This window comes from Ruegeria sp. CG3 (genome assembly GCF_056537205.1).
Window position 1 is genome coordinate 276,873 of the sequence record NZ_JBQFRC010000002.1, and the last position, 22,559, is coordinate 299,431.

The window sequence follows — 22,559 nt, forward strand, 5'->3', positions numbered from 1 at the left end:
GGCCCGGAACCATGCGCTTTCAAACCCCTCTTGTGCCCGCCCGCCTGATCCGCCGCTATAAACGCTTTCTGGCCGACTGCAGGCTTGAGGACGGGCGCGAGGTGACGGCCCATTGCGCCAATCCGGGTTCGATGATGGGTCTGGCCGAACCGGGCGAAAAGATCTGGCTTGAGCCTAATGAAGACCCGAAGAAAAAGCTCAAATACGGCTGGCGGCTGGTCGATCATGAAAACGGCCATTTCACCGGGGTCGATACTTCGGTGCCCAACCGGGCCTTGCGCGCTGCGCTCCAAGCCCGGGAGATCCCCGCATTTGCCGCCTATGAAACCGTGCGGCCCGAGGTCAGATACGGCCAGAACAGCCGCATCGACTTTTTGCTTTCGCAACCCGGGCTGCCCGACGCCTATGTCGAGGTCAAAAGCGTGACCCTGTCGCGCGAACCGGGGCTGGCCGAGTTTCCCGACAGCGTCACCGCGCGGGGCACCAAGCATCTGGGGGAACTGGCCGAAATGGCCGCGCAAGGGCACCGGGCCATCCTGCTCTACCTGGTTCAGCGCACGGATTGCCGCAATTTCGCATTGGCCGCCGATATCGACCCGGCCTATGCGGCAGCGTTTTCGACTGCCCGGGCCAATGGGGTTGAACACTTGGTCTGTGGTACGCGCATTTCACCGGACGGCGTCTGGGTTCAGCCGCAGGCGACGATCTCCAGCGACTGAAGGCCGGTCGATTTCCGCCGCGTGGCGATTCAATCGGGGACGACGGCGTCGACCTCGATTTCAACCAACCATTCGGGATTTACGAACCGGTTGATCGCCATGATCGTGTCCACGGGTCGCGCGTCCAGACAGTACAGCTTGCGGGCCTCGATCACCTGCTTCCAATTGTCGATATCGGTCAGGATCACGCGGGTTCGGACGATGTCCTGCAAACCCGATCCGGCACGCTCCAGCGCATCCTTGATGATCTCAAAGCATTGTTTGGTCTGCAAATAGACGTCCCCGACCCCGACTGTCTTGCCTTGCGCATCGACCGGGGCAGTCCCCCCGACCGCGATGAAATTCCCCACCCGGACGGCGCGGCTGAAGCCGACGACCGCCTCCATGGGGTTTCCATTCGATATCAGTTCCCGTTTCTGCGACATTCATCCGGCTCCTCTCTTCCCGACCAAATGAGTCTGTGTACATTCATTTGGCCCCAAATCCGGGCATCGGTCGAGGCCTTTTGACGCCGGGCCGGACCACCCGCGCAAAACGCGGCAACGTCCCTTGACGTTTCGCCCCCCGCATCCAAATTCAGATCAGGGCAGGCACCCGCGTCCCTGCGCCCTCTGGTACTTTCTGCACAAGCAGCGTAGAAAGGATGCTGCGCAGAATTTTTTGGAGCCCCGCACGAATGAAAGAGCATCGTGGCCGTCTGACGAAGGACGGTATCCGCATCTACGAACAGGCTGACTTTGCCGGCATGCACGCGGCAGGGGCTCTGGCGGCGCGCATCCTGGATGATATTGCCGAGCATGTCTTTCCCGGCCAGACCACCGGCGAGATCGACCGGATCATCACCCAGATGGTCGAGGACGCCGGCGCGAAATCGGCCACTATCGGTTATAAAGGCTATCAGCACGCCAGCTGCATCAGCGTGAACCACGTGGTCTGCCACGGGATTCCCGGGGACAAGAAGCTCAAGGATGGCGACATCCTGAATATCGACGTGACCGTGATCGTCGACGCCTGGTTCGGCGACACGTCGCGCATGTACGTGGCCGGAAAGCTGCCGCGCAAGGCCGAGCGGCTGATCCAGGTGACCCACGACGCCCTGTTCAAAGGCATTGAGATGGTCAAGCCGGGCAACACCTTCGGTGACATCGGCCACGCGATCCAGTCTTATGTCGAAGCCCACCGCATGAGCGTGGTGCGCGATTTCTGCGGGCACGGGCTTGGCCGCGTGTTCCACGCGCCGCCCAACGTGCTGCATTACGGCCGCCCGGGCACCGGCGCGGTTCTGGAAGAAGGTATGTTCTTCACCATCGAGCCGATGGTAAACTTGGGCCGTCCCGAGACCAAGACGCTGGCCGATGACTGGACCGCCGTGACCCGCGACAAGTCGCTGTCGGCGCAGTTTGAGCACTCTGTAGGTGTGACGGCGGACGGGGTAGATATCTTTACCCTGTCACCAGGCGGCAAGTTCCACCCGACCTACTCCTCCTGATCGGCGGCCTGATCGCGCAGAAGCTTTAGCAGCAGGGTGTCCGGGCCCCAAGGCGTCACCGCGTCCTGAATGAACACGGGTGCGGGCCGAGCCTGTGGCTCGGGTCCTGAGGTGGCCTGCGCCTCGAACCGGGCGGTCCAGAGCGGGCGTGAGAGTGCGCGATCCATGACCGCAGTCTAGCACAGGCCGGTCAATGACCCAAAAGCCGCGGCACGTCCTTCATGTGACGGATGACTTCGGCCCCAAGCCCGGCCATGCGTGCGCCGTCATCATGCGGCGCATAGGCAAGGCACCTCATCTGAGCCCGGATCGCGGCGGTCACACCGTTCGCACTGTCCTCGATGACGACGGGCGACTTCGCACCGAAATGTCGGGCTGCGGTCTGGAACAACCCCGGCTCGGGCTTGGCGCTGCCGACCTCATGGGCCGAGAAGATCGCGCCCTGGAACCTGTCCCACAGCCCGTTCTGGCCCAAGGTGATCTGCATCTTCTCGCGACGTCCGTTCGAGGCCACACAGAATGGAATGCGCTGTTCCTCCAGATGGCGCAGCAACTCGGGGATTCCCGGAATCACGGGAACTCCCGCGCGCAGCACATCATAGATTTGCGCATAGATCTGCTCGGTCCAGTCATCGGGCAGGTCAGCGCCCATGTTGCGAGCCGAGTCCCGGACGCCCGACATGGTGCCGCCCACGAACATCGACATGCAGTCCTGCAGCGACAGGTGCAGCCCATACCCGGCCAGGTTGTCGACCATCACTTGATTGGAGATCGTTTCACTGTCGACCAAGACACCGTCGCAATCAAAGATTACCAGATCATACATGCGTTCCGTCCCGCCACATCAGAGAGATATGGGTGTCGCCGTATTTGCGCGCATCGTGCAGCGTGAAGCCTTCGGGCGCGGCCATCGGGGCGTTCTCTTCCCAGACCACCAGCGCGTCATCGGCCAGCCAGCCGCCCTTCAGCGCCGCCGCCAGCGCCTTTTGCCCCATTTCCTTGCCATAGGGCGGGTCGAGGAAGATCAGGTCGAAAGGTTCCCGGGGATTGTCGCCCAGCCGCGTCGCATCGCGGCGGATCAGGGCGGTGCGGTCGGCACTGCGGGTCATCTCGATATTCTTGCGGATCAGCCCCTGCGCCACCCGCCCGTCATCGACGAAGGTGACATGCGCCGCGCCGCGCGAAAGCGCCTCGAGCCCCAGCGCGCCGGTGCCGGCAAATAGGTCCAGCACCCGCAGCCCGTCGAAATCGATCAGGTGGTTCAGCACGTTGAACAGGCTTTCGCGCACCCGGTCGGTGGTCGGGCGCAGATGCGCGCCCGCGTCCCCCTTGCCGACCGAGGCCAATGCCCGGCCCCGGAAATCTCCGGCAATGATCCTCACGCCTTGAGCAGCGGCTTCAGATCCGCTGCGGGGTTGGCCACCACCGCCGGATCGGCGGTCTTGCCCGCGTCGATCAGGCGCTTGCCGACCATGTAGGCGCGCGGGTCGTTCATCGCGTCCACCGCCAGCAACTGATCGCCCTGGTAATACCAGAACGAGGTGGTCGCCCCCTCGCCCGGTCGGGTTACGACCCGGTCATAACGCGTGTTCAGCCCGGCGATTTGCAGCTTCACGTCATACTGGTCCGACCAGAACCAGGGCGTGGCCACGTAATCCTTGCCCGCGCCCAGCATGTTCTGCGCCACTACCTCGGCCTGGTCGATGGCGTTGGGCACGCTTTCCAGACGGATGCGCCGGCCCTTGTAGGGGAACGAGGCGCAATCGCCCGCCGCCCAGATATGGGCGGCAGAGGTGCGGCCCTGCGCGTCGGTTTTGATTCCGTTTTCGATGGCAAGCCCGGCCGCCTCGGCCAGTTCGGTGGCCGGAGCGATGCCCACGCCCACGACCACGAAATGGACCGCCAGTTCCGTCCCGTCGCCCAGCACTGCGCCGGTGACCTTGCCATTCTCGCCGGAGATCCGCTCCAACCCGACGCCCTCGCGGATGTCCACGCCATGCGCGTTGTGTAGTGCTCGGAAATAGTCGCTGGTCTCGGGGGCCGCGACCCGCTGAAGGATACGGTCGGCCATTTCCACCAGCTTCACCTGCACCCCGCGCTTGGCACAGACGGCCGCGGCCTCGAGCCCGATGTAACCGCCGCCCACGATCAGCGCCCGCGCGCCTTGGGTGACGGCGGGGGCCATCGCGTCAACATCGGCCAGCGTGCGCACCACATGCACGCCCGCCAGGTCTCCACCGATGGCGGCAGGCAGGCGGCGCGGATGCGAACCGGTGGTCAGGGCAAGCTGGTCGTAGGAGATCACCTCACCGCTGATGGTCACGGTCTTGGCCGCCGGGTCGATCGCGTCCACCTGCTGACCCAGCCGAAGGGTGATGTCATTCTCGGCATAGAAACTTTCGGGACGCAGGAACAGACGTTCAAGCTCCATCTCGCCCAGCAGATAGGCCTTGGACAGCGGCGGACGCTGATAGGGCAGCACGGGTTCCGCTCCGATCAGAGTGATCGCCCCTTCAAACCCGCCCTTGCGCAGCCCGGCCACCAGGGATGACCCCGCCTGCCCGGCTCCGATCACGACGATATGGCTCATCTGGTCCGCCCCCTGTCGATTTCCCGTGGCTTGTGCCACCCGCCCACCTATATTGCGGCAAGGAGCGAGTTTGCAATTTCAATCGACAGGAGCATGAAGATGATTTCAACCGGCGACACCCTGCCCGAAGCAACCCTGATCCAGATGGGCGCTGACGGACCGGAAGAGGTGCGGGTCTCCAGCAAGGTCAAGGGCCGCAAGGTGGTGATCTTTGCCGTGCCCGGCGCGTTCACCCCCACCTGCCACTCGGCCCATGTGCCCAGCTTCATGCGCACCAAGGACCAGTTTGCGGCCAAAGGCGTGGACGAGATTATCTGCGTGTCGGTCAACGACCCCTTCGTGATGAAGGCCTGGGGCGAGGCCACGGGCGCAACTGCGGCCGGACTGACCATGCTGGCCGATCCGGCCTCGGAATTCACCAAGGCGATCGGCATGGATTTCGACGCCCCGCCAGCCGGCCTGATCGCGCGCTCCAAGCGCTATGCGATGCTGGTCGAAGACGGCAAGGTCGTGGCACTGAACCTCGAGGAAAGCCCCGGCGCTTGCGAGATTTCGGCTGGCGAAGGCTTGCTCGTAGTCATCTGACAGGACGGCCCCGGTGCGCACCGGGGCCATGCCACAGGTCACGTTGGATGAAGGCCAATTAACTTGGCCCGCACCCTCGGAATGTGCCAGTGTTCCTGCATGGGAACCGGGAGCTCATTCATGAAAAGATTTCTAGCAGTCATTACTTTGGGCGGCGCGGGGCTGTTGACCGCGTGCGGGCCTGCGCCAACACCGCAGCAACAGGCTGCGCGCCAGCACGAGATCGCCTGTCTTGGCGGCACCTTGGGCGGCGCGTTGATCGGCGGCGCCATCGGCAACCAGTTTGGCGGTGGGTCGGGCAAGGATATTCTGACCGCAGCCGGCGCCGTGGCCGGCGGGGTCGAAGGCCAGAGATTCGCATGCTGAGGAGCGCCAGGATGAAACACTCGGTTCTATTGATGACGGCCCTGATGATGGCAGCACCTGCCGCCGCAGACAGCGTGGCCGAACTGAATGAGCGCGAATTGAACGCGATCGACGCCAACAACGACGGTTTCCTGTCGCGCGACGAATTTGATGCCTTTTCGGATTACGCCTATCAGGAAATGGACGATGACAAGAACGGCACGCTCGGTCTGGACGAGGCCAAGCCGTTCATGGATATCAAGATGTTCCAGAAGATTGACCGCAATCGCGACAACACTATCTCTCGCTCAGAGTATGACTCGCAGATGAATGACGATTTCCTGTCTGCGGACAAAGACCGGAACGGTCAGTTGGATTGAGGCCCGGCGCCGCGGCACGGCTGACCCTGTGACCAACAGGAGCGCAGGCATGAGAGTATTTTATTGGCTTGGCGCGGTCGTTCTGCTGGCAGCGTGCGACGTCCCGCAGGCGCCGGTCGTGACCGGGCCGGACGGGCAAGCGCGCATTCAGATCAATACAGCTGGTCTGACCTGCTATCAGACGCGTTGTCTGGACATCAATCCCGCGGCGCGCAGCGTACGGATGATGGGCAACCGCACCGCCGGGATCCCGCGCGACATCGACGTGAGCGACGGCACCGTGACCCCGGCCGAGTTCCGCCGTCTGGGCGAGGTAGCGATGCTGGCTGGGGGCATGGGGTCGCGGGGCGACCGCGGCTAAAGCAGGCTGTCCATCTTGCGCGCAAGCTTGGCGTCCTGAGACGACAGGCCGCCTACGTCATGAGTGGTCAGCACCACCTCGACCGTGCGGTAGACGTTGGACCATTCGGGATGGTGGTTCCATTTTTCCGCAAAGATCGACACTTTGGTCATCCAGCCGAAGGCATCGACAAAATCGTCGAAGATAAAGGTCTTGGTGATCGCGTCACGATCCTTGACCATGGTCCAGCCGTTCTTGAACAGCGGATCCAGCAGCGGGCCACGGGTCTCGGTCGACAGAAGTTCGCTCATTGCTGTTCCTCCGGGTTGGCTTTTCTGAACGGGCCGTAATCCGTCAGAATTTCGATCTCTTCCCCCACCGCGCGGGCCTCGGCCTCGAGATACCGCGCGACGGCGTCCGCAAAGCCGGGATCGGCGATCCAGTGCAGGCTGTGCGTGCGCGTGGGCAGATAACCCCGCGCCAGCTTGTGTTCTCCCTGCGCGCCGGCTTCGACGCGGTCAAGACCATGCGCGATGGCAAAGTCGATCGCCCTATAGTAGCACAGTTCGAAATGCAGGCAGGGGTGATGTTCGTTGCAGCCCCAATAGCGCCCGAACAAGGTCTTGCGCCCGATGAAGTTCAGCGCCCCCGCGATCGGGTATCCGCCCCGCTCGGCCAGCACCAGCGCCACGTCATCGGCCATGGCTTCGTGAACGATGTCAAAGAATTGTCGCGTCAGATAGGGCGAGCCCCACTTGCGCGCGCCGGTGTCCTGATAGAACTCCCAGAACGCGTCCCAGTGATCGGGGCGCAGATCGGCGCCGGTCAGGGTGCGGATTTCGCCGCCAAAGGCATTGGCCTGCGCCCGTTCCTTGCGGATGTTCTTTCGCTTGCGCGAGGACAGCGCGGTCAGAAAGGCTTCAAAATCGGCATAGTCGTCGTTCAGCCAGTGAAACTGCTGCGAGTCGCGCGCCAGCAGGCCCATCTGCTGCCCGGCCAGCGCCTCGTCCTGGGTGCAGAAGGTGACGTGAAGCGACGACAGGCGATTGTCGGCGGCCAGTTGCACCGCCCCCTGCACCAGCGCCGACATGGCGATCCCGTCATAGCCGGGCCGTGTCAGAAACCGCCGCCCGGTGGCCGGGGTGAAGGGCACCGCGATCTGCAATTTCGGGTAATACCGCCCGCCCGCGTTTTCATAGGCATGGGCCCAGCTGTGATCGAAAATGTACTCGCCCTGGCTATGCGACTTGGCAAACATCGGCGCGGCCCCGATCAACAGGCCGTCCAGATAGGCGGTCAGGTATTGCGGCTGCCAGCCGGTGCCCCGCCCGACCGAGCCGCTGTCTTCCAGCGCGCGCAGGAACCGATGCGTGGTGAACGGGTCCAGCGGGCGGGTGCCGTCGGCGGCCTCGGGGCAGGCGCAACTGTCCCATTCGGCCGCCGGGATCTGATCCAGCGCCGACAGAACCCGTATCTCGATCTGTGACTGGTCCATGTGCCCTCCTGCGTCCCCTGAACTATCTGTGACGCCGGCAGCCGGGTTCAACCCGGAATGGCGGCCAGATAGTTCTCGAAGGTCACGTTGTCGGCCACCTTGCGCGCCTCGGCCTCCTGTTCGGCCGAGCGCACCGTCCAGCACAGGATCGGCACGCCTTGCGCCTTCAACTCGGCCACGCGGGGGCGGGACAGGTCCTGCACCTCGTGGCTGATGAAGCTGGCGCCAACCCGGTCGAAATCGGGGATCTCGCGCAGGTGGTCGCAGACCTCGGCAGGCAGATGCTCGACTTCGGGCTTGTAGGAACAGGTCGTCAACCCACGCGGCATCTCCGGCGCAAGCCGGGCCAGCTCGGCCACCGAGTTGGGGTTGAATGACATCAGCGCGACCGGGCCGTCATAGGACTTCAGCAGCGCGACCGCGTCTTGCTCCAGCCGCCCGTCCACAGGCCCCATCGCACCGTGCTGATCCTTGAACTCGATCAGCAGCGGCACGCGGCCGGCCACCAGTTGCAGAACTTCCTCAAGCGAAGGGATACCCTCGTCCCCGTGCAGCAGCGGAAGGTCCGCGGCCTCGGCCCGGGTGATCTGCTGAATGGCGCCCGGCCGCCCGGTCAGGCGCGTCAGATCATAGTCGTGAAACACCATGGCATGGCCGTCCGACGTCAACTGCAGGTCAATCTCGATCCCGTAGCCCGCAGCAATGGCGGCCCGGATGGCCGCCCGGCTGTTTTCCGGGCGGTTCTGGCGAATGTCATGCAACGCCCGATGCGCGATCGGCGCGCCCATGAACACACGAGGCAGAGACGGTGTCATTGGATCTCGAAAATCCCTTCGATCTCGACGGCCACGCCCAACGGCAGCGACGCGGCGCTGACGGCCGAGCGCGAATGGCGGCCCGCATCGCCCAGCGCCTCGACCAGGAAGTCCGATGCGCCGTTGATCACCTGCGGCTGGTCGGTGAAATCGGCGGTCGAGTTCACGAAGCCGGTCAGTTTGATCACCCGCACCAGCTTGTCGATGTCCCCGCCGCAGGCCGCCTTGACCTGGGCCAGCAGGTTGATGGCGCAGACCCGGGCCGCCGCTGCACCGGCAGCGACATCCATATCGGCGCCCAGCTTGCCGGTGATCAACGCATCGTCCTTTGAGATCTGACCCGACACATAGACGATGTTGCCCACCCGCACGAACGGCACGTAATTGGCTGCCGGTGCAGGGGCGTCCGGCAGGGTCACGCCCAGGGATTCCAGTTTGGCTGCGATGCTCATGTGATTGTCCTCAACTTCATGTGACTCGGGCGGACGCTAACCGGGAACACCGCCCACGGAAAGCCGGAAACCGGCAATTTCGCATTTGCCCGCGATTTGGGCAGGTCTCCACTCATGCGGATGTGTTGAATGCAGGCCACTTTACCCGGGTCCGGCGCGCGGGTTAAACGCTAGGAGTTTCCTTTCGGGTGCGAAACGACTATGTGCCGTTGAATTGGTCCGTTGTGCCAACGAGAAAACGTATTGATTGAGTGTCCGGCTGGATTACATCCGGACGATCGGGAGTAACCAAGACCGTGTCCAACCGGATCCGTTTCAAGCACATCGTCGCAGTGTCGCTGTTCGCGGTTCTGTCGGCCTGCGCGTCGCAGCCCCAGGACGCAGCGGCCCGCGGCGAGGTCTTCGACCCCTACGAAAACGCAAATCGCGGCATTCACAAGTTCAATCTGGGCGTCGACCGGTTCCTGTTCCGCCCGGCCTCGAAAGGCTATGTGAAAATCGTACCCGACCCGATGGTCACCAGCTTCAACAACTTCGCTGAAAACATCTCGTTGCCCGGACAGGCCGTCGACTATCTGCTGCAGGGCAATCTGAAACAGTCGGGCAACGCCCTGCTGCGGTTCGTGATCAACTCGACCGTGGGCGGGTTCGGTCTGTCCAAACCGGCGGATGAGTTGAACCTGCCGCAGGTTGATACCGATTTCGGCGAAACGCTTCATGTCTGGGGCTTCGGCGAAGGGGCTTATGTCGAACTGCCGTTCTACGGCCCCTCGACGACCCGGGATGCGGTCGGCGTTGTGGTCAACCTGTTCTCGAACCCGATCAACTTCTCGCCGACGCGACCGGCCGACAACCTGGGCGTCTATGCCGAGGTGGTACGGCGGATGGGCGATCGGGGCAGATTCTCGGACACGGTCGACTCGATTCTGTACGAAAGCGCAGACAGTTACGCTCAGGCCCGCCTGATCTATTTGCAAAACCGCCGGTTCGAACTGGCAAGGGACGATGAGGATGCCTATCTGGGTCTGTATTCCGATCCCTACGCCGATACCGGCACCGACCCGGTCAGGGACCCATACCTTGACCCTTACGAGGACCCATATGAGGACCCCTATGCTGAATAACGCCATGAACCGCCGTACCTTTGCCGCCACCGCCCTGGCCGGGCTGGCCGTGGCTGGCCTTCCGCAGCAGACCCTGGCGTTGACCGAGGCCAGCGCGACACAACTGGTCAACAGCGTCGTTTCCGACATCACGCGCGTGATCGAGTCGGGCAAATCCGAAAGCGCCATGCTGCGCGATTTCGAAAAGATCTTCGTGCAATATGCCGACGTTCCGATCATGGCGCGCTATGCGCTGGGCGCCGACGCCCGCAGCGCCAGCAATGCCCAGATGCGCGAATTCACCAAGGCTTTCCAAGGGTATATCTCGCGCAAATACGGTCGACGCTTCCGCGAATTCATCGGGGGTGAAGTCACCGTCAAGAATGCCCGCAAGATCAAGGCCGGCTACGAGGTTCGCAGCAGCGTCAAGCTGCGCGGCGAAGCACCGTTCGAAGTGACCTTCCTGGTGTCGGACAAGTCGGGTCGCGACAAGTTCTACAACATGTTCATCGAAGGGGTGAACCTGCTGCTGACAGAGAGGACCGAGATCGGCGCCATGCTGGATGCGCGCAAAGGCAACCTGGATCAGCTGATCAATGACCTGAAAAAGACCGGCTGAACCAACCGGTCAGAGTGATAATGACGCCGCGCAGGATCCCTGCGCGGCGTTTTTCGTTGCTCAGTTAAGGCGTTCGCCCGTCGCTTTCGCAAAATAGGACACTTTGCTCATGTCAAAGGCCAGGTTCAGCATCTGACCGGCCCTGGCACTGGTCTCGGCATGCAGGCGCGCAGTGACCTGTTTGCCGCCCAGTTCCGACACGACGTAGGTATCGGCACCGGCCGGTTCGACCATATCGACCAGGCAGGCGGCCTCTTGCACACCGGCACCAGCGCGGAACCCGGATTCAGCGATATCCTCGGGGCGCAGGCCCAGGATCACTTCTTCGGGCAGGTCCAGATCGCGCGTATCCGTCAGCACGATCGGGTCAGCCCCATCCCGCGCAATGGCGACCTGCGTGCCGGTCCCGTTGCGCTGGACCCGCGCCGGGATCAGGTTCATCGCCGGCGAGCCCATGAAATCGGCCACGAACAGGTTGGCGGGGCGATTGTATATCTCGGCCGGGGTGCCGATCTGCTGCACCACGCCGCCCTTCAGCACCACGATCTTGGTGGCCAGGGTCATCGCTTCGATCTGGTCATGGGTCACATAGACGATCGAGGCATCCAGCGTCTGATGCAGCTTCTTGATCTCGGTCCGCATCTCGACCCGCAGCTTGGCGTCCAGGTTTGAAAGCGGTTCGTCGAACAGGAACAGCTTGGGGTCACGCACCAGAGCCCGGCCCATTGCCACACGCTGTCGCTGACCACCCGACAATTGGCTGGGGCGGCGGTTCAGCAACGGCTCGATCTGCAGAAGCGAGGCGACCTCTTTCAGCTTGGCGTCCTGAGTTGCCTGATCGACGCCGCGCACCTTCATGCCAAAGGTGATGTTCTTGGCCACCGACATGGTCGGGTACAGGGCGTAGGACTGGAACACCATCGCGATGTCGCGGTCTTTGGGGCTGACATGAGTCATGTCCTTGCCGCCAATCGACAGCGTCCCGCCCGAGATCGGCTCGAGCCCGGCGATGCAGTTCAGCAGGGTCGACTTGCCACAGCCGGAAGGGCCGACCAGCACCAGGAAGTCGCCCGGTTCGATCGAGATGTTGATGTCCTTCAGAATCTCGGTTGCGCCGTAATTCTTGTACAGGTTTTGGATATCGAGGATGGGAGCCATGGGTTATCCCTTCACGGAACCGGCGGTCAGGCCGCGGATGAAATACTTACCGGCAACGACATAGACGAGCAGCGTCGGCAGCCCCGCGATGATCGCGGCGGCCATGTCGACGTTGTACTCTTTGACGCCGGTGGTTGAGTTGACGATGTTGTTGAGCGCCACGGTCACGGGCTGCGTGCCCGCCTGGCTGAACGAAACGCCGAACAGGAAATCGTTCCAGATCTGGGTGAACTGCCAGATCACGGTCACCACGATGATGGGCAGCGACAGCGGCAGGAAGATCGACCAGAAGATCCGAAAGAACCCGGCACCATCCACTCGCGCCGCCTTGGTCAGCTCGGCCGGGATGGTGACGTAGTAGTTGCGGAAGAACAGCGTTGTGAAGCCAAGCCCATAGATCACGTGGACGAAGATCAGGCCCGGAATGGTTCCGGCGATCCCCATCATGCCCAGCAGACGCGCCATCGGCAGCAGGACCACTTGGAACGGGATGAAGCAACCGAACAGCATCAGAGAAAAGATGATGTTGGCCCCTTTGAAACGCCACTGCGCGACGACAAATCCGTTCAACGCCCCCAGAAGGGTCGAGATTGCCACGGCAGGGACCGCAATCAGGACCGAGTTCCAGAAATAGGGCCGCAGGCCTTCGCACTGGATACCGGTGCAGGCGCCTGACCAGGCGGTTTTCCAGGCATCCAGACTGACCTCGCGCGGCAGTGAGATCAGCGATCCCGTACGAATTTCCTCGAGGCTTTTGAGCGATGTGGTCAGCATCACGAAAAGCGGCATCAGGTAGTAGAGCGCAAAAAGACCAAGCAGGACATACAGCAACCAACGCAGGGCAATCTTGCCCGTGGCACTCTGGCTGCGGGTTCGGGTTTGGGGCATCGACAGATCAGTCATTTTTCGCCCTCAGTTCTGAGTAGAGGTAAGGAACCACGATGGCAAAGACGACCAGCATCATGATCATCGCGGACGCCGCCGCCTGGCCGATATCGCCGCGCGAAAACGCCATCGCGTACATGTATGTTGCGGGCAAATCGGTTGCGTAACCCGGACCACCGCCTGTCAGGGCAATGACAAGGTCAAAGCTCTTGATCGCAAGGTGCGCCAACACGATGAAGGCCGACAGGAAGATCGGAGCCATCGACGGAATGATGATTGCCGTATAGATCCGCCAAGTGGGGATGCCATCGACCTGCGCGGCCTTGATGATCTCACCATCCACCGAGCGCAGTCCGGCCAGGAACAGCGCCATGACAAAACCCGAACACTGCCAGATCGCGGCGATGACGATCGTGTAGATCGCGTAGTCCGGGTTCACCAGCCAGTCGAACTTGAAATTCGGAAAGCCCCAGCCCTGGACCATGGCCTCGATACCCAGACCCGGGTTCAGGATCCACTTCCACGCGGTGCCGGTCACGATCATCGACAGCGCCATCGGGTACAGGTAGATCGTACGGATCGCGCCTTCGACGCGGATCTTCTGATCCAGCAGGATCGCCAGCAGCAGGCCCAGCACCATCGCGATCACGATGAACAGCGCGCCAAAGACGTAAAGGTTGTTGATCGCCGTGTCCCAGCGGGGCGAGTCAAACAGGCGGTCATATTGGATGAAGCCCTTGATCTCGTATTTCGGCAGCAGTTTCGATCGGGTCAGCGACACCCAGGCGGTCCATCCGATAAATCCGTAGACAAAGATCAATACGGCGATGAACGACGGTGCCAGCACCACCTTTGGAAGGTGGTTTTCCAGCCATTCGGACATTTTTTCCTCCGGGGAAAGATGCTCTGCCCCGCAGTATAGGGGGCAGAGCGTGTTGGATCAGTAGCTGTTTGCCACCGCGTCCGCCAGTTGCTGAACCGCGTCAGCCGAGGACATATCCGAGTTGAAATGCGCGGTCACGACGTCGGTGATCGCACCAGCCTGCGCACCGCGCAGCGCCATGCCATGCGCGTAGGACGGCAGCAGCGAGCCATTGGCGGACGAAGCGCCCATGTCTTCGGCCGAGATCTTGGCGCAGATGTCGAACTTGTCCAGCGCCACGTCGGTCCGCGCCGGGATCGAACCCTTGTTCAGGTTGAACACTTCCTGGAACTTGGGCGCGACGATCAGCTTGGCCAGCAGTTCCTGACCGGCGCGCTTGTCGTCGCCGTCCACGTCGAACATGGCAAAGCTGTCGACGTTGTACAGATAGCCGTCACCGGGGGTCGAGGCGCACAGGAAGTCTTCGCCGGGGACCTTGCCCGCGGCCAGGAATTCACCCTTGGCCCAGTCACCCATGATTTGGAAGGCGGCTTCACCGTTCATGACCATGGCGGTGGCCAGGTTCCAGTCGCGGCCCGAGAAGTTCTCATCAACGAACCCGCGCAGGGTGCGCATCTGGTCAAAAATCTGAACCATCGTGTCCGAGGTCAGAGTCTCGGGGTCCAGATCGACAAAGGCCTTCTTGAAGAACTCGGGTCCACCGATGCCCAGCGCAACTGCTTCGAAGACGGTTGCGTCTTGCCAGGCCTGACCACCGTGGGCCAGCGGGATGATGCCTGCGGCCTGCAGCTTCTCGGCAGCGGCGTTGAACTCGTCCCAGGTGGTCGGCATCTCGATGTCATTGGCGGCCAGGATGTCGGCATTTGCCCAGATCCAGTCGATGCGGTGCACGTTGACCGGTGCGGCACACCAGGTGCCTTCGCACTGCATATGCGCCGCGATCGAGGCGGGCAGGACTTCGGCCCAGCCCTCGGCCTCGGCAACGTTCGAGATGTCCGCCAGAACACCCTCTTCGTACCATTCCTGGATCGCCGGGCCTTTCAGCTGAACGGCGGTCGGCGCGTTGCCGGCCAGAACGCGGGCGCGCAGCGCGGTCATCGCCGCGTCTCCGCCGCCGCCTGCAACGGGCATATCCGTCCAGGTGCCGCCATTGGCCGCAAACTCTTCCTGCAGAACGGCGACCGACTTGGCCTCGCCGCCCGATGTCCACCAGTGCAGAACTTCGGCCTGCGGTTCGGCCATCACCGACGTGCCAGCCAGAACGGCCAGCGACGACGCCGTGGCGAGTGCGAAACGTTTCATGTTTGGTATCCTCCCAGATCCTTGTTTGCTGCCGCGGGGCAGCGATGCGGGACATTACCGGTAGCCGCTTGCCGTCTGGCAATGGCAAATTTCCCATGTATCCGGCGCGGGCTGCAAATTTTCCCGCCTTTTGTTACAGCGTGTTACGTTGACCTTGAATCTGTTGCAGTCCGTTACAATTGAGGGCAGCGTCGAGGGGGAAATCGGGGAGGAACAGTGTGAGCATTCCACGTCTGCTGGTTGTGGATGACGATCCGGAAATCCGGTCGATGTTGACCCAGTTCTTTCACCAGAACGGGTTCATTGCCCTGCCAGCAGCCACCGAGCGCGAGGTGCAGGCACACCTGAAGTCAGGTCGCATCGACCTGATCCTTCTGGACGTCATGCTGGGTGACGAGAACGGAGTCGATATCTGCGCCCGCCTGCGCCGCGAGCAGGACGTGCCGATCATCTTCGTGTCGGCCCTGTCTGCCGATCATCAGCGGATGGCCGGGTACGAGGTTGGCGCCGACGACTACATCGCCAAGCCGTTCAACCCGCAACTGCTGCTGGCGCGTGTGCGCGCGGTGATGCAGCGCGCGCGGCGCACGCCATCGCTGGCCTATCGCCGACGGATCCGCACGTTCCGCTTTGGCGGATGGGTCTATGACGGCAAACGCGACGAGGTGCATGCCCCGGACGGGTACCAGGTGTCGCTGTCGCAGCGCGAAACCGCGTTGCTCAAGGTGCTGCTGGCCAACCCGCACATTCCGCTGACCCGCGACGAGATCGCCGCCGCGCTGGACGTGACCGGCACCGGTGACAAGCCCGAAGCGCAGGGTCGGGCCATCGACGTTCTGGTGGGGCGGCTGCGCTCCAAAATCGAGGCCAACCCCAAAGATCCGCAGATGCTGCGCACGGCCCGCGGTGTCGGCTATGTCTTCGCCTGCGAGGTCACCGTGGAACAGGAGGCATGACCCTGCGCCTGCGGGATCTGGGCTGGGCCTGGAGCCTGGGTGCGTTTGCTGCCGGGCTGCTGGCGGCAGGACTGTGGTTTTCATCCGTTCGCAACTGGGACGCCTATCTGACCCGGGCCTATGTTGCCGGGTTCTCGGTCTACGAAGATCTGCGCACAGGTCGCGCCTCGCATCCCGACGTGTTTATCACGCCACTGCCGCCCGAGGCCGCAAGTCTTGCAGATGCCGGTGAATTCGAGCAGTTGCCCGACCTTGCAGGACGCCGGTTTCTGACCAACCTGTCCATTCTGACCGACAGCTCCGCACCGCTCAGCGGGCGGAACCTGGCGCTTGCGGTCTTGTCCGACCGGCTGGTCTATCCGGTATCCGACATCGTGTCAGGCAGCGACCAGACCGGGCCGCAGAAGATGGGCAACCTGACACGCCTGCTGGCCACCTATTGCAGCGAACCCATTCTGGTGGCCCGGTTCGGACAGGGCGCGTGGCAGAAGATCGACGGTACGCAGGTCTGGGGGTGCGATGCGGCCCCGGCCGACCTGCGCCTGCCCGCGATCTTTTTGGCGGTCGTGGCACTTGCGATCATTCTGACATCAGTCGGCAATGTGACAGACAGCTTTTCGCGGTTCTCCCAGTCGCTGCGTGACCGCCGGCGCAGCGGGGGTCCGGACAGTTACGACATGTCCGGGCCGGCCGAACTGCGCGACATCGTATCGGCGGTCAATACGCATCTTGAGGACGAACGCGCACAGCTGGAAAAGCGTGCCACGGTCCTGTCCGGCGTCAGCCACGACCTTGGGACGCCAGCGGCCCGCGTGCGTCTGCGCGCGGCGCTGATTCCGGACGCCGAATTGCGAGAGAAGCTGGAGTCCGATGTCGACCAGATGACCGGCATGATCGAAAGCGTGTTGACCTACACCCGCTCGGAACTGAGCATCGAGGACCCGCGCCAGATCTCTCTCACCTCACTGGTCGAGTCGCTGGTTGCCGACTATCAGGACATGGATCTGCCTGTGACCCTGAAACAAGTCGCCCCGGTCGAGGTAGAGGGCGCGGCGTCGCTCTTCATGTCGCGGCGCGGGCATGGCTCGCTTCCGGAAACCCGCCGCATCCTTGTCATGGCGCGACCGATCTCATTGAAACGGGCGTTGACGAACCTGATCGACAACGCGCTGAAATACGGGCGCCACGCAACGGTTGAACTGGAAACCGACGCGGAAACCGCCACGATTGTCGTCGAAGACAAGGGAACCAACTTGTCCGTCTCGGACATCGAAGCGCTGATGGCCCCGTTCCGGCGCGGTTCGAACATCGGGTCGTCCGACGGGTTCGGGCTGGGCCTGACAATCGTTGCAACCGTGGCAGAGCAGCATGGCGGCTCGCTGCGCTTTGAAGCGGGTGATCAGGGTCTGCGGGCACGGCTGCAAATCCGGCGCTGAGACCGTCCACACGCAGGCTAGGAATAGCTTCGCACCAAGGCACTGGCGATCAGGGACCACCCATCTGCAATCACGAAAAACGCCAGTTTGAACGGCAGCGAAACCGTGGCGGGCGGCACCATCATCATCCCCATCGACATGAGTACCGCGGCCACTACAAGATCGATGATCAGAAACGGTAGAAATATCAGGAATCCGATCTGGAACGCGCGGGCAACCTCGGACAGCATGAACGACGGCATGAGAACCGACAGTGGCGCCTCCGGCGACAGCTGCATCGACGCGGTGTCGGGGCGCAAGGCCGCCATGGCCCGAAACGTGTCACCATCCAGCCGCGCCACCATGAACGCGCGGAACGGCACCATCGCACGTTCCAATGCAGGCTCTACCGCAAGTGTTTCTTCGACCATCGGTCGGATCCCGGTGTCCCAAGCCTGGGTAAAGACCGGCTCCATGATGAAGTAGGTCAGAAACAGCGCCAAGCTGACGATCAACATGTTGGGCGGGGACTGTTGCAACCCGATCCCCTGCCGCAGAATGGCCAGTACCGTGACCAAAAAGGGGAAACAGGTCACCATGATCGCAAGGCCGGGTGCCAAGCTGAGCACCGTGATCAGCAGGATCAACTGAATGGTTCGCGCCGATATGGATCCGCCGTCGCCCAATGACAGCGACAGCTCCTGTGCCGATGCCAGTGCTGGTGTCAGCACAAGGATCGCCAATGCACACCAGGCCGCCCGGCGCATCATCCAAGTCCGTTCTGGAAATCCGAAATCTCGGTCAGACGCACCGCCAATTGACCGGCATTGTCCCCCTCCATTTCCTCGAGCAGACCACGAGCGACCAATTGGTCGCCGACATACAGATCCACCGGATCTTCGACCCGTTTGTCCAAGGTCAGAACGGCGTTCTCACCCATGCTCAACAGGTCGCGTATCAGAGGGCGCGCCCGACCGACGGAAACCGTCACCTCGATGGGAACGGCTTCGAACGGATTGGGTCTTTCAGGTTTGGATGCAGGTACGTCACTCATTTGACAAAGCCTCTCTTGCCTCAAAAACATATGCGTCGAAAGCGGCGGCGATCGCGTCCAGCAGCGCGGTGCAATCAACCTCGGACCGGGCGGTGCCGACCTGCAACCGCGCCTGACCCGGCAGCAACTCGGGGTCCGCGACGACCTTGGGGAGGGGCGTGATGTCGACGGGCAACAACGCCTCGACATCCCCTTCAACACCGGGTGGAACCAACAGAAGGATCGGTTGTGCAACCTGCGCATTGGCCATTTCGCTCAACTGCTCGATCACGCGGGCGGCAAGCCCCCGATCCAACGCCTGGGGAAGAACGGTCTGAACCAGAGCGCTGAACATCGGTTCAAGCGACAAGGTCATCCGGGTCAGAGCTTCCTGGTAGGTGAAGGACATGTCGGAGAAGGCTGCCCGCATATCCTCGGTCAGCGCAGCGCGATCTTGGGCTTGAACCTGCAGCGCATCCTCCCACCCCTCACCATATCCGCGTTCGAAAGCGGCGAGCCGCTCTTCCTCCAAAGCTTCTTCGTCCAGCAACCGCAGATTCGCGCCGTCAGCCTGAGCCGTGAAATCCTCGAGAAGGTGGGCGATCGACATCACACCTTCTCCTCGTTTTCTTCCAGCCAGCTCCGCAGAATTTCAACCGTCTCTTCCTGTTTGTCCCCGATCATGGCGCGCAGACGTCCGACCGCATCTTCGCTTGCCGTGGACCCGATCGCAGGCACAGAGCCTCCGTTTTCACCCTGGCCCGTGAGAGCGCTGAATTCCTGTCCATCAGCTTCTGAGATTTCACCGACAAGAAATGGCGCGCCGCCATCGGCGGAGGCTGCGACAGGCGGCAAGGCTGGCACTGCGGCCGAACCGGTCAGGATCGGCCGGATCACGAACAGCCCCATGACCAGCGAGACGATGGCTAACACTGCCATCTGGATCAGCGACATCGTATCCAGATGGATGCTTTGCCAGACCGAAGCGGTCGCCAGTGTTCCCTGCGGTTCGACATTGGGCAGTTCCAAGGATATCAGCGTGATGACATCCCCGCGATCCGCATCGAAGCCCACGGCCGAGGCGACAAGCTCTTCCAGAGCATCCAGTTCCGGCTGTGCCATCGGTTCAAAAACCTCGGCACCGGTGGCGTCCGTTTTGCGGGTCCCGTTGACGAGCACGGCAACCGTCAGGCGTTTGATGGCGCCCGGCACCCGCAGAACTTCAAGCTCGGTCTCTGAAACCTCATAGTTGATCCGCTCGCGGGTTTGCGTGGCTGAAGAATTCGATTCATCGCTGCCATTGCCGTCCCCGTCCGGCAGGTTGGACGCGACCGTCACATCAGACGACTGATTGCGGGAGGTATCCGACCGTTCCTCGACATCGGTGCTGATTGCGACGCGGCCCTTGGGGTCGAACCGCCGCTCTCTTATGGATTCGGTCTCGGTGACCGTGTCGACGCTGACTTCGACCACCGCATTGCCGGGTCCGACGCGTGCCTCGACCAGCCGCAGGACGCGGTCGCGCAGGACCTTGGCCTTGTCATCGGCAGTGTCGGCGGCAACCGCCGTCTCTTTCGGGCCGATCACCGCACCGTTGGAATCGATCACCGCAACATCCTCGGGCGCGAGGCCGGTCACTGCGGAGGCCACCAGAAAACGGATCGCCTTGGCCTGTTCGACCGTGATCTTGGCCCCGGATGGCACCAGATAGACCGAAGCGGTTGGCGAAACGCTGGGCTGGAACGGGCTTGTGGACCCGCTGGCAATGTGAACCCGCGCCTGCCCTACATGAGGGCTGCTGACGATGGTTCGCGCCAGTTCACCTTCTTTGGCGCGCCAATAGGCAGCGTCGAACATCTGCGAGGTCGTACCGAACCCACTCAGCGTGTCCAGCAGTTCATAACCCCGGTTGCCATTTGCAGGCAGACCCTCGCTTGCCAGGGTCATGCGCAACTCGTCGCGTTGCGAGCCCGGAACATAGATTGAGCCGCCACGAATCTCGTAGGTGACACCGCGTTGATCCAAGGCCCGGACGATATCCCCCGCTGCCCCGCTTTCCAGCCCCGCATAGAGGAGTGTCATGGACGGCGATGTCGCCAACCGCGACATCGCCAGGACACTCAGGAACACGACGACAGCCGCGCCCGCCACGATGATTTGTTTGCGCCTGCCCAAACTTGCCCAGACAGTTCCGATCTGCTGCACGCTCACCTCCGACTCGCCGACATTCTGTGCGGCTCGTGCCCTGTTTGAACGATTGCCCTTAACAATCGGTTAGTCCCTGCGGGGTTATGACGGGTGCCGAACGCAAGAATGAGGACGCCATGACAGACGCGACCGTGGATGAGGCAGAAGGCCCGAAGAAGTCGGGCAAAAAGGGACTGATGATTGGCGCGGTTCTGGCGCTGCTGGGTGCTGCGGGCGGGTACTATGTGACCGCGTCCGGGCTTTTGGGCAAAGCCCCAGAGGCCGAGGGAAAAACAGCGGAAAATGCGGACGCCGGACATGCGATCGATGCGTTGCCGGATGTCGGGTTCGTCGACCTACCGCCCGTGATCGTGTCCGTGAATTCCGGCGATTCGCGCCATCTGAAATTCCACGCTCAACTTGAGGTGGCCGCCGGTCACGAGGCCGAGGTGGAAAAGATGATTCCCCGCATCGTGGACGTGATGAACGGCTATCTCCGGGCCATCAACCTGTCCGACCTCGAAGACTCGCTGGCTCTGGTTCGCATCCGCGGGCATCTGCTGCGGCGCATCGGCATCGTCGTTGGCGAAGGTCGGGTACGTGACGTTCTGGTCACGGAATTCGTATTGAACTAGGAGGCGAAATTGGAACTGATCTCGGACATTTTGCTGGTCGCCGGCGCCTTGGGGGCCGGGTTGTACTGTTTTGTTCTGGCCCGACGCCTCAGGCGGTTCACGGACCTAGAGCGGGGCGTCGGTGGCGCGGTTTCCGTGCTGTCCGCACAGGTGGAAGAACTGAAAAAATCCCTGGATGCCGCGCGTGCTGCATCTGACCAGTCCGGACACAAACTGCAGGATCTGACCGAGCGCGCCGAGTCAGTCGCACAGCGGCTTGAGTTGATCATGGCGTCGATGCACGACGTGATCCCCAAGGACAAACCCGCGGCTGAAGACCCTGCAAATTCCTCGGCCGAAACCAAAAAGCCGTCACCTCTCGAGGCGGAACCGGTCTCGCTGAAAGAGGAATCCCGGTCTCAAGCACCCGAGCAACCCGCCGAGCCTGCGGCTGTGGAACAAATTCCATCCAGGCCGGAAGCCGAGGTCAAATCCACCAACGACCCCGCAGAGGATCCGGGCCCGATTCCCAAGGGCGTATTGTTTTTCAGGCACAAGGCGCAAGGTAGCGAGGCCCGATTCTGATGCGCAGCCTGCAACCTGCCCAACGTCGACCACGTGGTGGCGTTCTGACCCTCATTTCAGCCTTGATGATCAGTTCCGCCATCATACGGCTGGGGCTTGAGGCTGGGCCGGCTTTGGCAAGGGGGCCTTACCCCTCGGAAGTCTCGACACACAGCGCCGGGTCGGACGAAAAGCCGCACATGCAAGCCTTGCTGACCGAATTGCTGCGTCGGGAAGCAGCCGTCAAACAGCGTGAGAGCGCGCTGCGCGACAGGGAGCGCGCCCTGGAGATTGCCAACGAGGCCATTGCGACGCGCCTCTCTGATTTGCAAGAGGCCGAGGCATCGCTGCGCGAGACATTGGCCGTGGCGGACAAGGCGGCTGAAACCGACCTCACCCGTCTGACCGATGTCTATCAGAACATGAAGCCCAAGGACGCCGCGGCGCTGTTCGAAACGATGGATCCGGTTTTTGCTGCCGGTTTCCTGTCGCGTATGCCGCCTGAGGCTGCTGCGGGTGTGATGGCCGGTCTCAGCCCCGAGGCCGCCTATACCATCAGTGTCGTAATGGCCGGACGCAACGCCAACGCCCCCACTGAGTAGCCGCCATGAGCCCCACCCTCAAAGACCG

At 62.4% G+C, this 22,559-nt stretch carries 30 protein-coding genes; 13 read left to right on the forward strand and 17 right to left on the reverse strand.

Annotation, left to right across the window (positions count from 1 at the left end):
- Positions 1-11: 11 nt before the first annotated feature.
- Positions 12-719, forward strand: coding sequence for a DNA/RNA nuclease SfsA (gene sfsA / locus ACR0NB_RS11920; protein ID WP_170364686.1), 708 nt, complete (start codon positions 12-14; stop codon positions 717-719).
- Between the two features lie 29 nt (positions 720-748).
- Here sfsA and ACR0NB_RS11925 read toward each other — a convergent pair whose 3' ends face one another.
- Complete coding sequence (locus tag ACR0NB_RS11925) at positions 749-1,144, reverse strand: RidA family protein (RefSeq protein ID WP_480775785.1); 396 nt, start codon at positions 1,142-1,144, stop codon at positions 749-751.
- Between the two features lie 251 nt (positions 1,145-1,395).
- Here ACR0NB_RS11925 and map point away from each other — a divergent pair, with 251 nt between their 5' ends.
- Positions 1,396-2,208 carry a type I methionyl aminopeptidase gene (gene map, locus ACR0NB_RS11930; protein ID WP_480775786.1) on the forward strand — a complete coding sequence of 271 codons (813 nt, stop codon included), beginning with the start codon at positions 1,396-1,398 and terminating at the stop codon, positions 2,206-2,208.
- On the opposite strand, the gene ACR0NB_RS11935 is transcribed toward map, so the two are convergent.
- The 4 genes from ACR0NB_RS11935 to ACR0NB_RS11950 are packed head-to-tail and all read right to left on the reverse strand — an operon-like array spanning position 2,196 to position 4,798.
- Positions 2,196-2,375 (reverse strand): hypothetical protein, encoded by a 180-nt coding sequence (locus ACR0NB_RS11935; protein ID WP_170369095.1) that lies wholly within the window; start codon positions 2,373-2,375, stop codon positions 2,196-2,198. The genes map and ACR0NB_RS11935 overlap by 13 nt on opposite strands.
- A gap of 23 nt (positions 2,376-2,398) precedes the next feature.
- Positions 2,399-3,034, reverse strand: coding sequence for an HAD family hydrolase (locus tag ACR0NB_RS11940; RefSeq protein ID WP_480775787.1), 636 nt, complete (start codon positions 3,032-3,034; stop codon positions 2,399-2,401).
- Entirely contained in the window at positions 3,027-3,590 is a 564-nt protein-coding gene (gene rsmD / locus ACR0NB_RS11945; RefSeq protein ID WP_480775788.1) for a 16S rRNA (guanine(966)-N(2))-methyltransferase RsmD, read from the reverse strand. The genes ACR0NB_RS11940 and rsmD overlap by 8 nt, the downstream gene beginning before the upstream one ends.
- Positions 3,587-4,798: an NAD(P)/FAD-dependent oxidoreductase gene (locus tag ACR0NB_RS11950; protein WP_480775789.1), complete on the reverse strand. Its 1,212-nt coding sequence runs from the start codon at positions 4,796-4,798 to the stop codon at positions 3,587-3,589. The genes rsmD and ACR0NB_RS11950 overlap by 4 nt, the downstream gene beginning before the upstream one ends.
- 99 nt (positions 4,799-4,897) lie before the next feature.
- Here ACR0NB_RS11950 and ACR0NB_RS11955 point away from each other — a divergent pair, with 99 nt between their 5' ends.
- The 4 genes from ACR0NB_RS11955 (at position 4,898) to ACR0NB_RS11970 (ending at position 6,469) form a co-directional block, all read left to right on the forward strand.
- Positions 4,898-5,383, forward strand: a complete 486-nt coding sequence (locus ACR0NB_RS11955; RefSeq protein ID WP_480775915.1) for a redoxin family protein — start codon at positions 4,898-4,900, stop codon at positions 5,381-5,383.
- Positions 5,384-5,503: 120 nt separating this feature from the next.
- Entirely contained in the window at positions 5,504-5,749 is a 246-nt protein-coding gene (locus tag ACR0NB_RS11960; protein WP_093964393.1) for a glycine zipper 2TM domain-containing protein, read from the forward strand.
- Between the two features lie 11 nt (positions 5,750-5,760).
- On the forward strand, positions 5,761-6,108 hold the full coding sequence (locus ACR0NB_RS11965; protein ID WP_480775790.1) for an EF-hand domain-containing protein: 348 nt from the start codon (positions 5,761-5,763) through the stop codon (positions 6,106-6,108).
- A gap of 49 nt (positions 6,109-6,157) precedes the next feature.
- Positions 6,158-6,469 (forward strand): hypothetical protein, encoded by a 312-nt coding sequence (locus ACR0NB_RS11970; protein WP_093964392.1) that lies wholly within the window; start codon positions 6,158-6,160, stop codon positions 6,467-6,469.
- Here the strand turns inward: ACR0NB_RS11970 and ACR0NB_RS11975 are convergent.
- Genes ACR0NB_RS11975 through ACR0NB_RS11990 form a run of 4 tightly spaced genes read right to left on the reverse strand, consistent with a single transcriptional unit; the run spans position 6,466 to position 9,210 of the window.
- Positions 6,466-6,759, reverse strand: coding sequence for a 4a-hydroxytetrahydrobiopterin dehydratase (locus tag ACR0NB_RS11975; RefSeq protein ID WP_170341049.1), 294 nt, complete (start codon positions 6,757-6,759; stop codon positions 6,466-6,468). The two genes, ACR0NB_RS11970 and ACR0NB_RS11975, sit on opposite strands and share 4 nt — an antisense overlap.
- Positions 6,756-7,943 carry a GNAT family N-acetyltransferase gene (locus ACR0NB_RS11980; RefSeq protein ID WP_480775791.1) on the reverse strand — a complete coding sequence of 396 codons (1,188 nt, stop codon included), beginning with the start codon at positions 7,941-7,943 and terminating at the stop codon, positions 6,756-6,758. The genes ACR0NB_RS11975 and ACR0NB_RS11980 overlap by 4 nt, the downstream gene beginning before the upstream one ends.
- 47 nt (positions 7,944-7,990) lie before the next feature.
- On the reverse strand, positions 7,991-8,758 hold the full coding sequence (locus ACR0NB_RS11985; RefSeq protein WP_170364672.1) for a glycerophosphodiester phosphodiesterase family protein: 768 nt from the start codon (positions 8,756-8,758) through the stop codon (positions 7,991-7,993).
- Positions 8,755-9,210, reverse strand: a complete 456-nt coding sequence (locus ACR0NB_RS11990; protein WP_005980179.1) for a RidA family protein — start codon at positions 9,208-9,210, stop codon at positions 8,755-8,757. Before ACR0NB_RS11990 ends, ACR0NB_RS11985 begins: the two co-directional genes overlap by 4 nt.
- A 296-nt stretch (positions 9,211-9,506) precedes the next feature.
- On the opposite strand from ACR0NB_RS11990, the gene ACR0NB_RS11995 reads away from it, so the two are divergent.
- Both ACR0NB_RS11995 and ACR0NB_RS12000 read left to right on the forward strand, forming a co-directional pair.
- Positions 9,507-10,334: an MlaA family lipoprotein gene (locus ACR0NB_RS11995; RefSeq protein ID WP_480775792.1), complete on the forward strand. Its 828-nt coding sequence runs from the start codon at positions 9,507-9,509 to the stop codon at positions 10,332-10,334.
- Entirely contained in the window at positions 10,324-10,932 is a 609-nt protein-coding gene (locus ACR0NB_RS12000) for an MlaC/ttg2D family ABC transporter substrate-binding protein (protein WP_170364106.1), read from the forward strand. Before ACR0NB_RS11995 ends, ACR0NB_RS12000 begins: the two co-directional genes overlap by 11 nt.
- A gap of 60 nt (positions 10,933-10,992) precedes the next feature.
- Here the strand turns inward: ACR0NB_RS12000 and ACR0NB_RS12005 are convergent, their stop codons facing one another.
- The 4 genes from ACR0NB_RS12005 to ACR0NB_RS12020 are packed head-to-tail and all read right to left on the reverse strand — an operon-like array spanning position 10,993 to position 15,160.
- Positions 10,993-12,090: an ABC transporter ATP-binding protein gene (locus ACR0NB_RS12005; protein ID WP_170341040.1), complete on the reverse strand. Its 1,098-nt coding sequence runs from the start codon at positions 12,088-12,090 to the stop codon at positions 10,993-10,995.
- 3 nt (positions 12,091-12,093) lie between these two features.
- On the reverse strand, positions 12,094-12,993 hold the full coding sequence (locus tag ACR0NB_RS12010) for a carbohydrate ABC transporter permease (RefSeq protein WP_170341932.1): 900 nt from the start codon (positions 12,991-12,993) through the stop codon (positions 12,094-12,096).
- Positions 12,986-13,858 carry a carbohydrate ABC transporter permease gene (locus tag ACR0NB_RS12015; RefSeq protein ID WP_480775793.1) on the reverse strand — a complete coding sequence of 291 codons (873 nt, stop codon included), beginning with the start codon at positions 13,856-13,858 and terminating at the stop codon, positions 12,986-12,988. Before ACR0NB_RS12015 ends, ACR0NB_RS12010 begins: the two co-directional genes overlap by 8 nt.
- A 57-nt stretch (positions 13,859-13,915) precedes the next feature.
- Positions 13,916-15,160: an ABC transporter substrate-binding protein gene (locus tag ACR0NB_RS12020; protein WP_170360522.1), complete on the reverse strand. Its 1,245-nt coding sequence runs from the start codon at positions 15,158-15,160 to the stop codon at positions 13,916-13,918.
- 218 nt (positions 15,161-15,378) lie between these two features.
- On the opposite strand from ACR0NB_RS12020, the gene ACR0NB_RS12025 reads away from it, so the two are divergent.
- Positions 15,379-16,116, forward strand: a complete 738-nt coding sequence (locus ACR0NB_RS12025) for a response regulator transcription factor (RefSeq protein ID WP_480775794.1) — start codon at positions 15,379-15,381, stop codon at positions 16,114-16,116.
- Positions 16,113-17,552: a sensor histidine kinase gene (locus tag ACR0NB_RS12030; RefSeq protein ID WP_480775795.1), complete on the forward strand. Its 1,440-nt coding sequence runs from the start codon at positions 16,113-16,115 to the stop codon at positions 17,550-17,552. Before ACR0NB_RS12025 ends, ACR0NB_RS12030 begins: the two co-directional genes overlap by 4 nt.
- 17 nt (positions 17,553-17,569) lie before the next feature.
- Here ACR0NB_RS12030 and fliP read toward each other — a convergent pair whose 3' ends face one another.
- From fliP to fliF, 4 genes are read right to left on the reverse strand one after another with little or no spacing between them, the layout of a single operon-like run.
- Positions 17,570-18,298 carry a flagellar type III secretion system pore protein FliP gene (gene fliP, locus ACR0NB_RS12035; RefSeq protein ID WP_480775796.1) on the reverse strand — a complete coding sequence of 243 codons (729 nt, stop codon included), beginning with the start codon at positions 18,296-18,298 and terminating at the stop codon, positions 17,570-17,572.
- Positions 18,298-18,585 (reverse strand): FliM/FliN family flagellar motor switch protein, encoded by a 288-nt coding sequence (locus ACR0NB_RS12040; protein WP_480775797.1) that lies wholly within the window; start codon positions 18,583-18,585, stop codon positions 18,298-18,300. The genes fliP and ACR0NB_RS12040 overlap by 1 nt, the downstream gene beginning before the upstream one ends.
- The gene (locus ACR0NB_RS12045; protein WP_480775798.1) at positions 18,578-19,174 is read right to left on the reverse strand and encodes a FliH/SctL family protein; all 597 of its coding nucleotides are present in this window, start codon (positions 19,172-19,174) and stop codon (positions 18,578-18,580) included. Before ACR0NB_RS12045 ends, ACR0NB_RS12040 begins: the two co-directional genes overlap by 8 nt.
- Complete coding sequence (fliF, locus tag ACR0NB_RS12050) at positions 19,174-20,769, reverse strand: flagellar basal-body MS-ring/collar protein FliF (RefSeq protein WP_480775799.1); 1,596 nt, start codon at positions 20,767-20,769, stop codon at positions 19,174-19,176. The genes ACR0NB_RS12045 and fliF overlap by 1 nt, the downstream gene beginning before the upstream one ends.
- A gap of 119 nt (positions 20,770-20,888) precedes the next feature.
- Here fliF and ACR0NB_RS12055 point away from each other — a divergent pair, with 119 nt between their 5' ends.
- The 3 genes from ACR0NB_RS12055 to ACR0NB_RS12065 are packed head-to-tail and all read left to right on the forward strand — an operon-like array spanning position 20,889 to position 22,531.
- The gene (locus ACR0NB_RS12055) at positions 20,889-21,386 is read left to right on the forward strand and encodes a flagellar basal body-associated FliL family protein (protein WP_480775800.1); all 498 of its coding nucleotides are present in this window, start codon (positions 20,889-20,891) and stop codon (positions 21,384-21,386) included.
- Positions 21,387-21,395: 9 nt separating this feature from the next.
- Positions 21,396-21,950 (forward strand): DUF6468 domain-containing protein, encoded by a 555-nt coding sequence (locus ACR0NB_RS12060; protein ID WP_170419891.1) that lies wholly within the window; start codon positions 21,396-21,398, stop codon positions 21,948-21,950.
- Positions 21,950-22,531, forward strand: coding sequence for a MotE family protein (locus ACR0NB_RS12065; protein WP_480775801.1), 582 nt, complete (start codon positions 21,950-21,952; stop codon positions 22,529-22,531). The genes ACR0NB_RS12060 and ACR0NB_RS12065 overlap by 1 nt, the downstream gene beginning before the upstream one ends.
- Positions 22,532-22,559: the final 28 nt, after the last annotated feature.

Bases quoted from the DNA above. Each gene is read 5' to 3' on its own strand.
- sfsA (WP_170364686.1), top strand. From the start codon at position 12: ATGCGCTTTCAAACCCCTCTTGTGCCCGCCCGCCTGATCCGCCGCTAT.
- ACR0NB_RS11925 (WP_480775785.1), bottom strand. From the start codon at position 1,144: ATGTCGCAGAAACGGGAACTGATATCGAATGGAAACCCCATGGAGGCG.
- map (WP_480775786.1), top strand. From the start codon at position 1,396: ATGAAAGAGCATCGTGGCCGTCTGACGAAGGACGGTATCCGCATCTAC.
- ACR0NB_RS11935 (WP_170369095.1), bottom strand. From the start codon at position 2,375: ATGGATCGCGCACTCTCACGCCCGCTCTGGACCGCCCGGTTCGAGGCG.
- ACR0NB_RS11940 (WP_480775787.1), bottom strand. From the start codon at position 3,034: ATGTATGATCTGGTAATCTTTGATTGCGACGGTGTCTTGGTCGACAGT.
- ACR0NB_RS11950 (WP_480775789.1), bottom strand. From the start codon at position 4,798: ATGAGCCATATCGTCGTGATCGGAGCCGGGCAGGCGGGGTCATCCCTG.
- ACR0NB_RS11955 (WP_480775915.1), top strand. From the start codon at position 4,898: ATGATTTCAACCGGCGACACCCTGCCCGAAGCAACCCTGATCCAGATG.
- ACR0NB_RS11960 (WP_093964393.1), top strand. From the start codon at position 5,504: ATGAAAAGATTTCTAGCAGTCATTACTTTGGGCGGCGCGGGGCTGTTG.
- ACR0NB_RS11965 (WP_480775790.1), top strand. From the start codon at position 5,761: ATGAAACACTCGGTTCTATTGATGACGGCCCTGATGATGGCAGCACCT.
- ACR0NB_RS11970 (WP_093964392.1), top strand. From the start codon at position 6,158: ATGAGAGTATTTTATTGGCTTGGCGCGGTCGTTCTGCTGGCAGCGTGC.
- ACR0NB_RS11975 (WP_170341049.1), bottom strand. From the start codon at position 6,759: ATGAGCGAACTTCTGTCGACCGAGACCCGTGGCCCGCTGCTGGATCCG.
- ACR0NB_RS11980 (WP_480775791.1), bottom strand. From the start codon at position 7,943: ATGGACCAGTCACAGATCGAGATACGGGTTCTGTCGGCGCTGGATCAG.
- ACR0NB_RS11985 (WP_170364672.1), bottom strand. From the start codon at position 8,758: ATGACACCGTCTCTGCCTCGTGTGTTCATGGGCGCGCCGATCGCGCAT.
- ACR0NB_RS11990 (WP_005980179.1), bottom strand. From the start codon at position 9,210: ATGAGCATCGCAGCCAAACTGGAATCCCTGGGCGTGACCCTGCCGGAC.
- ACR0NB_RS12000 (WP_170364106.1), top strand. From the start codon at position 10,324: ATGCTGAATAACGCCATGAACCGCCGTACCTTTGCCGCCACCGCCCTG.
- ACR0NB_RS12005 (WP_170341040.1), bottom strand. From the start codon at position 12,090: ATGGCTCCCATCCTCGATATCCAAAACCTGTACAAGAATTACGGCGCA.
- ACR0NB_RS12010 (WP_170341932.1), bottom strand. From the start codon at position 12,993: ATGACTGATCTGTCGATGCCCCAAACCCGAACCCGCAGCCAGAGTGCC.
- ACR0NB_RS12015 (WP_480775793.1), bottom strand. From the start codon at position 13,858: ATGTCCGAATGGCTGGAAAACCACCTTCCAAAGGTGGTGCTGGCACCG.
- ACR0NB_RS12020 (WP_170360522.1), bottom strand. From the start codon at position 15,160: ATGAAACGTTTCGCACTCGCCACGGCGTCGTCGCTGGCCGTTCTGGCT.
- ACR0NB_RS12030 (WP_480775795.1), top strand. From the start codon at position 16,113: ATGACCCTGCGCCTGCGGGATCTGGGCTGGGCCTGGAGCCTGGGTGCG.
- fliP (WP_480775796.1), bottom strand. From the start codon at position 18,298: ATGCGCCGGGCGGCCTGGTGTGCATTGGCGATCCTTGTGCTGACACCA.
- ACR0NB_RS12040 (WP_480775797.1), bottom strand. From the start codon at position 18,585: ATGAGTGACGTACCTGCATCCAAACCTGAAAGACCCAATCCGTTCGAA.
- ACR0NB_RS12045 (WP_480775798.1), bottom strand. From the start codon at position 19,174: ATGTCGATCGCCCACCTTCTCGAGGATTTCACGGCTCAGGCTGACGGC.
- ACR0NB_RS12055 (WP_480775800.1), top strand. From the start codon at position 20,889: ATGACAGACGCGACCGTGGATGAGGCAGAAGGCCCGAAGAAGTCGGGC.
- ACR0NB_RS12065 (WP_480775801.1), top strand. From the start codon at position 21,950: ATGCGCAGCCTGCAACCTGCCCAACGTCGACCACGTGGTGGCGTTCTG.